This window comes from Anaerobacillus sp. CMMVII, from assembly GCF_025377685.1.
GTDB lineage: Bacteria > Bacillota > Bacilli > Bacillales > Anaerobacillaceae > Anaerobacillus.
Window position 1 is genome coordinate 607327 of sequence record NZ_JACEHK010000001.1, and the last position, 11167, is coordinate 618493.

At 37.9% G+C, this 11167-nt stretch carries 9 protein-coding genes and 2 pseudogenes; 8 read left to right on the forward strand and 3 right to left on the reverse strand.

Annotated elements, in window-relative coordinates; translation table 11 throughout:
- Positions 1-192 precede the first annotated feature (192 nt).
- Positions 193-3648 carry an endo-1,4-beta-xylanase gene (locus tag H1D32_RS03335; protein WP_314733327.1) on the forward strand — a complete coding sequence of 1152 codons (3456 nt, stop codon included), beginning with the start codon at positions 193-195 and terminating at the stop codon, positions 3646-3648.
- Positions 3649-4245: 597 nt separating this feature from the next.
- On the opposite strand, the gene H1D32_RS03345 is transcribed toward H1D32_RS03335, so the two are convergent.
- Both H1D32_RS03345 and H1D32_RS03350 read right to left on the reverse strand, forming a co-directional pair.
- Entirely contained in the window at positions 4246-4407 is a 162-nt protein-coding gene (locus H1D32_RS03345) for a hypothetical protein (protein ID WP_261176738.1), read from the reverse strand.
- A 264-nt stretch (positions 4408-4671) separates the two neighbouring features.
- A pseudogene (locus H1D32_RS03350) lies at positions 4672-4788 on the reverse strand (DUF2200 family protein); the annotation flags it as partial.
- Between the two features lie 260 nt (positions 4789-5048).
- On the opposite strand from H1D32_RS03350, the pseudogene atpB reads away from it, so the two are divergent.
- The 5 genes and pseudogenes from atpB to H1D32_RS03375 all read left to right on the forward strand — a co-directional run bounded on the left by atpB (position 5049) and on the right by H1D32_RS03375 (position 9234).
- A pseudogene (atpB, locus tag H1D32_RS03355) lies at positions 5049-5761 on the forward strand (F0F1 ATP synthase subunit A).
- A gap of 18 nt (positions 5762-5779) precedes the next feature.
- On the forward strand, positions 5780-6148 hold the full coding sequence (locus tag H1D32_RS03360; RefSeq protein ID WP_261176739.1) for a F0F1 ATP synthase subunit B: 369 nt from the start codon (positions 5780-5782) through the stop codon (positions 6146-6148).
- Positions 6149-6153: 5 nt separating this feature from the next.
- Entirely contained in the window at positions 6154-6603 is a 450-nt protein-coding gene (locus H1D32_RS03365) for an AtpZ/AtpI family protein (protein WP_261176740.1), read from the forward strand.
- 31 nt (positions 6604-6634) lie between these two features.
- Entirely contained in the window at positions 6635-7087 is a 453-nt protein-coding gene (locus H1D32_RS03370; RefSeq protein ID WP_261176741.1) for a DUF3939 domain-containing protein, read from the forward strand.
- A gap of 692 nt (positions 7088-7779) precedes the next feature.
- Positions 7780-9234 carry a protein adenylyltransferase SelO gene (locus H1D32_RS03375; protein WP_261176742.1) on the forward strand — a complete coding sequence of 485 codons (1455 nt, stop codon included), beginning with the start codon at positions 7780-7782 and terminating at the stop codon, positions 9232-9234.
- Positions 9235-9373: 139 nt separating this feature from the next.
- On the opposite strand, the gene H1D32_RS03380 is transcribed toward H1D32_RS03375, so the two are convergent.
- Positions 9374-10189, reverse strand: coding sequence for a ZIP family metal transporter (locus H1D32_RS03380; protein ID WP_261176743.1), 816 nt, complete (start codon positions 10187-10189; stop codon positions 9374-9376).
- Between the two features lie 273 nt (positions 10190-10462).
- Between H1D32_RS03380 and H1D32_RS03385 the strand changes: the two genes are divergently transcribed.
- Positions 10463-10660 carry a helix-turn-helix transcriptional regulator gene (locus H1D32_RS03385; protein WP_261176744.1) on the forward strand — a complete coding sequence of 66 codons (198 nt, stop codon included), beginning with the start codon at positions 10463-10465 and terminating at the stop codon, positions 10658-10660.
- 23 nt (positions 10661-10683) lie between these two features.
- Complete coding sequence (locus H1D32_RS03390; protein ID WP_261176745.1) at positions 10684-11130, forward strand: DUF6773 family protein; 447 nt, start codon at positions 10684-10686, stop codon at positions 11128-11130.
- The last annotated feature ends 37 nt before the right edge of the window (positions 11131-11167 follow it).

Sequence of the window (11167 nt, forward strand, 5' to 3'; positions counted from 1 at the left end):
TAGGAAGCAGCAGAATCGTCCCCACGCTTTCAATGATGTTTAATTTGTATGGTATAAACTTAGCTTTTTAATGGTGTAAATACTTATGTGAAAATTTACAATTAAATAATAAATTGAAAGGAGGCCATTTTTTAATCTTTTTGTAAGCGCTTTATAAGGTCGTATCAAAATCCTTTATGGGGGAATGCACAAGTGAGAAGAAAGTTTAAAAAGTTTGTATCATTATTTCTTATTGCTCTTTTGTTAATCCCGTCAGGCTTAATTCCGCAGGCAGCAGAAGCGGGAGAACAGAAAGTGACGGAAACGGTCTATCACGAAACTTTTGAAAGCGGTTTAGGCGTTGCAACCCAAGCAGGTAACGCAAGATTGGAACCGGTCTCCAACAAAGCTTTTGAAGGCAATGATAACGGTAAAGCTATTTATGTAAATGGGAGAACGAATAACTGGGACGGAGTTGACATCCAATTCAGCGACGTCAACATGGAAAATGGAAAAACCTATACGATTACATTTACAGGTTTTGTAGATGAAAGTGTGAGTGTTCCTGTAGGCGCACAAGCATTACTTCAGAATGTAGACAGCTATAATGGTTTGTATGTACAAGCTGATATTGTTGCCGGACAAGTTTTTACATTAACCGGTAAATATACTGTTGATACAAGCAAAGATAGAGCGCTACGCATTCAATCGAACGATGCCGGGAAAACCGTTCCGTTCTACATTGGAAATATCCTCATCACGACTGAAAAAACGACTGCACCAGTAACCGATAAAGTAGTCTTTCATGAAACATTTGAAAGTGGTGTAGGTGTTGCGACACAAGCAGGTAACGCAAAATTGGAAGCGGTCTTAGATAAAGCCTTTGATGGTAATGATAACGGGAAAGCTATCTATGTCAGCGGGCGAACGAATAACTGGGACGGAGTTGACATTAAATTCAGCGACGTCAACATGGAAAATGGAAAAACCTATACGATTACATTTAGAGGTTATGTAGATGAAGGCGTGAGTGTTCCTGTAGGCGCACAAGCATTACTTCAGAATGTAGATAGCTATAATGGTTTGTATGTTCAAGCGGATTTTGTTGCCGGACAAGCCTTTACATTGACAGGTCAATATACGGTTGATACAAGCAAAGATAGAGCACTGCGCATTCAAACGAACGATGCTGGAAAAGCGGTTCCTTTCTACATCGGAGATATCCTAATCACTGGGAAGGAAGCTACAGGCGGTGGAGAGCAGCCAGTACCAGCGGAACCTAGACCACCTGCGAAAGAATTCACAACGATTACATTTGAAGATGGTACAACAGGTGGATTTGAACCTAGAGGTAGTACTGAGGTCCTGACTGTAACGGATGAAGCGAACCATACTGATGGTGGTTCTTATGCTTTAAAAGTTGAAGACAGATCTCAAAATTGGAATGGTCCATCGCTACGTGTTGATCAATATATTGAAATTGGTCAAGAATATCATATTTCCGCTTGGGTGAAATTAATCGAACCTTCAAGCTCACAGCTTCAGTTGTCCACACAAATTGGTAGTGGCGATAGCGCAAGCTACAATAACATTCAAGGGAAAACAATTAGTGCCCAAGACGGTTGGGTTAAATATGAAGGAACCTACCGTTATAACAGTGTTGGCAACGAATACGTAACGATTTATGTAGAAAGCTCAAATAATAGTACGGCATCTTTCTATATTGATGATATTACTTTTGCGCCTACTGGTTCGGGACCGGTTGACATCGAAAAGAATCTAACTCCAATCAAAGATGTATATGCAGACTATTTCTTAATTGGGAATGCAATCTCTTCTGCAGATATGGAAGGAGTTAGACTAGAGCTACTTAACAAGCACCACAATCTTACTACAGCAGAAAATGCAATGAAACCAGGCTATAACTATAATGCTCAAGGGGAATTTGATGTTGCTGCTGCAGATCAGTTAGTTGAAAAAGTGATAGCAGAAGGGCTGCTTATGCATGGGCACGTCCTTGTATGGCACCAGCAATCACTTGATTCACAGCATACTGCTGCAGATGGAACTCCTTTAAGTCGTGAAGAAGCACTAAATAATTTAAGGACACACGTGAAAACGGTTGTCGAGCATTATGGTAATAAATATGATGGGGATAAACACATCATTTCTTGGGATGTTGTTAACGAAGCAATGAACGATAACCCACCAAACCCTTCAAATTGGAAAGGTGCATTACGTCAGTCTGGTTGGTACAGAGCGATCGGAACAGATTATGTAGAGCAAGCTTTCCTAGCAGCAAGAGAAGTACTAGATGAAAATGGCTGGGATATTAAGCTTTATTACAATGACTACAATGATGATAATCAAAACAAGGCAGAAGCTATTTATCAGATGGTAAAAGAAATCAATGAGAATTATGCAGTAGAGAATAATGGGAAACTACTAATCGATGGGATTGGTATGCAAGGACACTACAATTTAAACACGAACCCGGAAAATGTAAGACTTTCTTTAGAAAAATTTATTTCCCTAGGTGTAGAGGTTGGTGTGACTGAGCTTGATATTACTGCTGGAAGCAACAACGTACAAACAGAAGAACAAGCAAATGCTCAAGCTTATTTATATGCACAATTATTTAAACTTTATAAAGAACACGCTGAACATATCTCTCGCGTAACATTCTGGGGTTTAAATGACGCAACAAGCTGGAGAGCTGCTCAAAGTCCATTGTTGTTCGATAAGGACTTGCAAGCAAAACCAGCGTACTATGCTGTAATTGATCCAGAAGGATTTATTGCAAATTATGAACAGGATGAGAAAGAGGCAAATCAAGGAACAGCTAAGTTCGGGACTCCTGTAATCGGTGGAGGAATAGATGAAATTTGGCAAGATGCACCGACACTTTCAATTGACCGCTATCAGGCGGCATGGCAAGGAGCAAATGGTGTAGCTAAAGTTTTATGGGATTATGATAACCTCTATGTTTTACTTCAGGTTAGTGACTCAGAACTTGATAAATCAAGTCCAAATCCATGGGAGCAAGATTCAATTGAAGTATTTGTGGATGAGAACAATGGTAAAACATCGTTCTATCAAGAGGATGATGGACAATATAGGGTGAATTTTGATAATGAAACTACCTTCAATCCAACTAGCATTGCCGCTGGTTTCGAATCTGAAACTTATAAATCTAGCAATGGCTACACAGTTGAAGTGAAGATCCCTTTCAAAACGATTACTCCAGAAAACAACACAAAGATCGGCTTCGATTTACAGATTAATGATGGTAAAAATGGTGCCCGTCAAAGTGTAGCAACATGGAACGACACGACAGGGAATGCATACCAAGACACGTCTGTTTTTGGTGTCTTGACGCTTGTAAAATCAACGGTTGAACAACCAGAACCAGGACAACCAGAGCCAGGTCAGCCAGAACCGGGTCAACCAGAACCAGGACAACCGGAGCCAAAGCAACCTAAACCAGATAAGCCAGAGAAATCTGAGAAACCTGAGAAACCTGAGAAGTCTGAGAAAATTGAGAAACCAGTAGATGGGAAGAATAAACTTCCTAATACTGCTACAAATACATTCAATTTTTTACTTCTAGGATTGATCATGGTACTCGCTGGTACTATTTTCTTAAAGATTAATAGAAGAAGAGCTTAACGGGGTTACAAAAAAGGAAGAGACTGATCACATTGTAACGGGTTTAGTTATTAGGTGCAAAATTAAAGATAACAGATAGATTGGCGTTGAAACTGAAAACAGTTTTAACGCCTTTTTTTGAAATTTCAACGTATTAGGAACAAATGTCATTAAAATTGGTTAGGAAAATGGCATTGTGTTTTTAATGAATTTCATAATTCATTATCTTCGCTCCTACATTTAGATTGATATAGCTTGGATTCACTCAAGTAGAAATAGATTATGGAAGGAGGCAAAATGAAGCCATTTCTTGAGTCAAATACCTCTCCAAAACGATATCCAATTCTTTAAAGTTGATCATAAGAAATCGAATTATGAATTATATTGATATTTATTAACGGGAAATTCCATTTTTACATTAAAATAGAGGAAGTGAAGTTATTGAGGGAACGAAGCAGGTTAGTGAAAGAAGATTTGTTTTTTGTATCGCTTAAGATGAAAAATGTACAAAAAAAAATAAAAAGAAATGTTGAGGGACATACAAGGATGTTAGCCCTAGGATTAATTAAACATTTCTTTTTATTTAAGAATTACTAACAAATGATAAATTAAAGGCTATTAGTTATTTACGCCCTTATCTAAGCTATCAATATGAACAAGAATTGTTTTATGAGCACTGGCAAAGCTACTTTCGACTAATTCACAGCCCCCATTGCTGTATATCCATAGAATTTTGTATTCCTTATCTTCAAAATATACAATATCACCTATTTGAAACATTAACCCTCCTGTATAGACCTAGGGCTAACGTATTAACTATAAAGTAAATAAAGATGATTAGATATAGGTCGAATAACCTATATAAATATGTATTATGAACTAGTAGTAGAAATTTTACTGATACGTTTTTTCAATAATACAAACGGAGTCGACTGCAGAACAAGGCTGACGCTTATTCAACTATTGAACAGACTTTTACAAATGGAATCAGTGTTTCTTCATTTTAAATTATTAATTTCGCAAAATCTTCTCTAGTGCTTTTCCCATGATTTCATCGACTTCTGTTTTCGTACGTCCTTTTTTCTTCGCCTTCGTAACATAATGGGGATAGACATTTGCAACACTCATTGTATAGACCTTATGTTTTGCTACGATACACATCCTCTTTTACATGGTTTTCTTTATTATAGTACGAAAAATAGTCGGGTTCAAACGAAGTAACCGTATCAATTTGTCTATAACGCTGTTTAATTAGGCTATTGAATGAGCCTGCTTTTTAATTAGTGAAATAGTTCACAGAACTTAATGCAGAAAGAATCATATACATATAGTAAGGAAAGGTTGCAACAACAAATAATGTCTAATTGAAGAATTATTCGCTCCATTTTTCCTATTTTAACAAAGGAAGGGGTGGAAGAATTATGGATCACTCAAGGCCTCTAGTTCAATGGTTTTCATTAACTTTTGATCTCTCTATTATCCTCACTACTACAGTAGCTTCTCTTCTAGTTTTTTTCTTTGTTTATTTCATCACTAGAAATATTACCTCAGAGGTTCCTGAAACCAGACAAAACCTAATGGAATGGATTGTTGAATTTGTTCAAAACATCATGAGAAACACAATTGGTTCAACAAAAAATTTATTTACTCTCTCTTGTGGAATTGTTCTCTTATTATATGTTTTTACTGCAAATATTTTAGGTCTTCCTTTTACAGTAATTGTAGGGGAAGAACATGTTTTGTGGTGGAAGTCCCCAACAGCAGATGCCCACGTAACGATCACTTTAGCTATTATGATGGTTGTTTACTCTCACTTTAATGATCTTCGAACTTTCGGTCTAAAACACTATCTCATGGGCTACATCAAACCATTCAAAGCTCTTTTCTTAACAAATCTAATGGAGCAGTTTAGCAATACTGTAACGTTAGGCCTGCGGCTTTTTGGAAATATTTACGCAAAGGAAATCATGTTATTAATGTTGGTAGGTTCGATAAAAAAGGCTTTTTTATTGGCTTACTCGCAGCAGCTCCACTGTTACTTTGGATGGGTTTTGGTTTATTTGTTGGTGCAATTCAAGCCTATATCTTTGTTACGCTAACAATGGTTTATGTTTCATTACGAGTCCATCATTAAATGAGGAGGAGATTTGTTATGGGCGATATTACGATATTTGGAATGCCAGTTTCGTTAGGGACAATGATCTATCAAGCGGTTGTTTTTACTGCTCTTTTTTGGATATTACACAAGCTATGTCTAAAAAAAGTCGTCGGTGCTCTAGAAAGGAGAAAAGATCATATCGCAAACCAACTGAAAATGACAGAACAGTATAAGGAAGAAGCCAGACAAAAATTAACAGAGCAGGAGCGATTGTTACTAGAAACAAGACAAGAAATAGTGAAGATGCGATTAAACTGCAAAGAAGAGAGCGAATTAATCTTAAGAAATGCTAGGGATGAAGCTTATAAAATCCGTACAAAAGCCTATGAGGAACAACAGAAACGATTTAGGCAGGGGGCTTAAATCACATGAAAAAGACGATTGTTAAACAACATGAAGATATGTTAGAAAAGATGGAAATTATCAACGAGGATAGATGGATCTATGTTCATTATTGGAGAGGAAATCATGAAAAAACAGCCATATTCTTAAAAGATACAGATAAGTCTATTGATCATTACTTCCAGGAGTTCTATAGCGAAAATGCGGTGACATTCCAAATGATATGTGAAGTAAATAAGTTTATCAGAAAACAAAAAGACGACTTGGAATATGTCCTCAAAGTTTCATCATTACACTTGAGTCTTGGCATTATGTTTGCCCTTGCTTGCTTGGCTGGATTTAAATTAGGATCTAAACTAGATGTGATTTATGGCATCTATCCATTATTTACACTCATCGGCTTATTTATTGGGATTGGTTTCGCAGGTTTTTCTGGTTATAAAATGATCCAGAAATTTCTCAAACCTGATATGTAGTCGTTAAAAACATGAAGGGAGGGATTGTTTCATGTTTATGTTTAGAAAAAGAAAAGCTAAAAAGCAATATCCTTCAGTTGATGTTTCCATTCATGAAGTGCGAAAGGCGGTTATGACGTTTTCTGATCGTCTCGCAAAAGGAGTTTTTACGACAATTCTAATAAAAGATGATAATAGTCTTGATTATGAACAACTTGCACCTATTTTAGGTGGTATTCCATCAAAAACGTATTATATGTCAAAAGAAACATTTGATATTTTTGAAGAAGAAGAAAAAGAAATTCCTAGAATAATAGATAAGGTTCAAAGAGCGGTCGACGCTTTTGTCAAGGAGTTCAAAACCCCACCCTTAATAAAATATGATCCATATTTTCGTGTGAATTACTATCTCTTAATGCAAGAAGGCTTTCTAGATTTTCGTCCAGAAATTTCGTTATATATACATGAAGATGGTATGGTAACACACAAGAAACCCGATAAATGAGTAGTTCACAATTTAAGTTTGTTTCATCCCTCTTCATTCCCGCCATCCTTAAAGGTTTAAAATTTTTGCGTTTTTCACACTTTCTGTATTATTGTTACTCTATCAGATAACTTCCCAATCGCTCATTACCCTAATCAACCGAAACTGGCATCGGTTGAGGTGATACCTACCTTGACCGAACCTTATTTTTTTCATGTTGGTTATTTCATGAGAATTTCTTGGGTAAGCAACTGTATTAGGTCACCCTAGTGCTTCTGCATAGGAACAACTGTAAAAGACGTTTCCTTGAAGCGTACCGAATAATTCATTGGAAAAAGTTAGACACTAAAAGAGGCTACACCTTGTGTTATTACATACGCTTTTCCCAGAACAAACATTAATGATGAAATCATAGGATTTTATTTTAAGGCTCTTTTCGTAAACATTATTGATTTTTTGCCCTAAAAAATCGGAAAAATACCTTAGATGAAGATATTACCCAATAAATTAAGTAAGAAAAGAGCAATACTTACTAAATTAGTTGTGAATTCTTAGTGTTTTGTGTAAAAGTCCGGCTTTTGGGATTTTTACGAAAGCAACAAACTTTGCGAAAATAGCCTCTATTTTTAAAAGATTTTTTTCGTATTTCAGGTTCTTTGGCAATAACAGCTTCAACGATGCTTTCAAAAATATAGGGATTATAAGGAGATACAATGACAAATAAAACTGGATGGAACTTAGATAATAGTTATGCTCGTCTACCTAAGGAATTTTTTTCTAGTCTCAACCCAACACCTGTACGCTCACCGAAGTTGATTATCCTTAACCGTACATTGGCTAAATCCCTAGGTTTAAATGATGAAGAACTGCAAACGAGTGGTGTTGAAGTGTTTGCAGGTAACAAAATTCCTGATGGAGCTTTGCCTCTTGCCCAGGCTTACGCAGCTCATCAATTCGGACATTTTACCATGTTAGGAGACGGCAGGGCCATTTTACTTGGTGAACAAATGACTCCTCAAGGTGAACGGATGGATATCCAGCTCAAGGGCTCAGGCAGAACACCTTACTCCCGCCGGGGTGACGGTCGAGCGGCACTTGGTCCGATGTTACGAGAATACATCATCAGCGAAGCTATGCATGCGCTAGATATTCCTACGACACGTAGCTTAGCTGTGGTAACAACTGGTGAGTCTGTATATCGAGAAACTGAACAGCCTGGGGCAATTCTAACAAGGGTGGCTGCTAGTCATTTGCGCGTTGGAACATTTCAATACGCCTCAAGCTGGGGAACTGTAGATGATGTAAGGGTTCTGGCTGATTATACATTGGAAAGACATTATCCAGAGGTTGTCGGAACGCCCAATCGCTACCTATCACTACTAAGAGAAGTCATTAAGCGTCAGGCTATCCTGATTTCCAAATGGCAGCTTGTTGGTTTTATTCACGGTGTGATGAACACTGATAACATGGCCATAAGTGGCGAAACGATTGATTATGGTCCCTGCGCCTTCATGGATGTCTATGATCCGGCAACGGTTTTTAGTTCGATTGACACACAAGGTCGTTACGCTTATGGCAATCAGCCGTATATTGGTAGTTGGAATTTAGCAAGATTTGCTGAAACCTTATTGCCATTATTGGATGAAAATGAAGAAAAAGCCCTTGAAATAGCTAAGGAAGCGATGGCAGAGTTTAGCGATTTATATCGTCATCATTGGCTTACGGGAATGAGAGCTAAATTAGGGATCTTTAACGAGGAGCAAGAGGATGAAACCTTGATTGAGGGTCTTCTCAGTATGATGAAGAAGTATCGTGCGGACTATACCAATACGTTTCGCTCGTTAACATTAGAAGAACGAGAAGATTCGAACCTATTTGGAAGTACTGAGTTTACCCAGTGGGATGAGCTCTGGCAGGCCAGATTAGATAGGCAACCAGAAGCGAAAGCTAGTTCACATGAGTTGATGAAAAAATCCAATCCAGGTGTAATTCCTCGTAATCACCGTGTTGAAGAGGCGATAGAGGCAGCAGAAAAAAGAGGTGACTACAGTGTGATGGAGCGGTTACTGAAAGTTCTTTCATGCCCGTACACATACTCCCCTGAGCAATCTAATTATGTCATGCCTGTAGAAACAACTCGTCCATACCGAACCTTTTGTGGTACTTAGTTCCAGAGGTAGAGGGATTTTAGGTACAGGTCTATCGTTACAATGCAAAAAACTGGATGGGCAAGCAACTGCTCATTCCAGTTTTTTATTGCGTTCGTAGCTACATTCAAGGTTTAGTTTCCTCCAGGTGCTAAGCCTATTATCCTAATGCAACATCAAGGATCATCATAACTGCAAATCCAATCATTAAACTCATCGATGCTAAATCTGAATTGCCATTTTCATGCGATCCAGGTATTACTTCTTCGGCTACTACAAAGATCATTGCGCCTGCTGCAAAGCTCAGAGCATAGGGCAATAGTGGTTCAATATAGAAAACTGCTAAGGCACCGATGACTGCTGCAATTGGTTCAACAGAACCAGAAAACTGCCCGTAAAAGAAACTTTTTCGGCGAGACATTCCATCACGTCTGAGTGGCATAGATACCGCAACTCCTTCAGGGAAGTTTTGGATCCCGATTCCAATTGCTAAGGCAATTGCCCCCATGATCGAGGCAGAAGGATAGCCTGCTGCTACGGCACCAAAGGCAACACCGATTGCTAACCCTTCTGGAATGTTATGCAACGTGACAGCTAGAAAGAGTAATGTACTTCTTTTCCGCTCTTTTGGTTTAATTCCCTCGGCACTCTCAATCGGTAGATTAGGATGAAGGTGCGGAAGTACTTTATCGATCATTGATAAAAATATTCCACCTAACAAAAAGCCGACAGCTGCTGGAACCCACGAGGGGACAGAGTGTCCTTCTGCCATTTCAATTGCTGGTGCAAGAAGTGACCAGTAGCTTGCGGCAATCATTACGCCACCGGCAAACCCTAACATACTATCTAAAAATTTCTGATTGACTCCTTTACTTGTAAAAACCAAGGCTGCCCCTAGTGCAGTCATTCCCCATGTAAATAACGTCCCAATAAGTGCTTGAACAACTGGATCGAGGCCAATAAACACTTCTAACATCCTTATTCCTCCTCGAAAGCGTATTTTAATATGTTGCACCAAGGTAAAAATGTTGCGTTACACTAGGTATATTTCAAAAAAAGACTTTGGTGCTTATACATAAAAAATTTAAGAAAAGCGCATTTATTTAAGGTCTTTTAGAAAAAACGTTTACCCCCCCTTGTAAATAATAACTTTCTAAATGTAAAATATACTTTACTTTTCGTCGGTTATTATTTACAATAGGAATATAATACCAGACGAAGAAGAGTAAGATTGAAAGTAGGTGGAGAAGTGGGGAAAAACATAAAGCTGAAGCTTGCTAGAGTTGAAAAGGATTTATCACAAGAACAGCTTGCAGATCTTGTCGGGGTAACGAGGCAGACGATAGGCATGATTGAAGCGGGAAAGTACAACCCAACCTTAAAGCTTTGCATTTCAATATGTAAAGCGTTAGGGAAAACTTTAGATGATTTGTTTTGGGAGAACTAAATACAAGTTTAGGAGGATGAAACATGAGTATGAAAGAGTTTTTTCTTAAAGAATCTAGTGATGAAAGAGTAGTATTAATTAATAAAACCCTAGCTAGTAGGGGATTTTATCTTTTACTTATTGCTTTAGTCATCTCTAACATCGTAAAAGCATTCTTCTTAGAACTTGATAAAGGATATTGGTGGGACATTCATATCCTATTATTGGTCGTGGGCTCCATTTTAGTAATTATGGTGGTATCCTCTGGGGTTGGAGGAGTGAAAAACATACCAAAGGCAGAAAGAAAAAGAAGTAAAATTATCTCATCAATCGCATTTGCCCTTGGTGTTGTATATAGCCAATTTACCAATGGAAGTGTATATTCTAATTTAGGTATTGTTGGAGTGATCGCGATTTTCCTGTTTGGGGCTCTGTTCGGTCTTATCGCCTACGGAATTATCACCTTACTCCATAATAAACAGAGCAACTAGCAAATTCAGAAGAGTCCACATCTTGCGCAGAAGGAGA

Coding starts and splice junctions, on each gene's coding strand:
- H1D32_RS03375 (WP_261176742.1), top strand. CDS start 7,780: ATGACAAATAAAACTGGATGGAACTTAGATAATAGTTATGCTCGTCTA.
- H1D32_RS03390 (WP_261176745.1), top strand. CDS start 10,684: ATGAGTATGAAAGAGTTTTTTCTTAAAGAATCTAGTGATGAAAGAGTA.
- H1D32_RS03370 (WP_261176741.1), top strand. CDS start 6,635: ATGTTTATGTTTAGAAAAAGAAAAGCTAAAAAGCAATATCCTTCAGTT.
- H1D32_RS03360 (WP_261176739.1), top strand. CDS start 5,780: ATGGGCGATATTACGATATTTGGAATGCCAGTTTCGTTAGGGACAATG.
- H1D32_RS03345 (WP_261176738.1), bottom strand. CDS start 4,407: ATGTTTCAAATAGGTGATATTGTATATTTTGAAGATAAGGAATACAAA.
- H1D32_RS03380 (WP_261176743.1), bottom strand. CDS start 10,189: ATGTTAGAAGTGTTTATTGGCCTCGATCCAGTTGTTCAAGCACTTATT.
- H1D32_RS03365 (WP_261176740.1), top strand. CDS start 6,154: ATGAAAAAGACGATTGTTAAACAACATGAAGATATGTTAGAAAAGATG.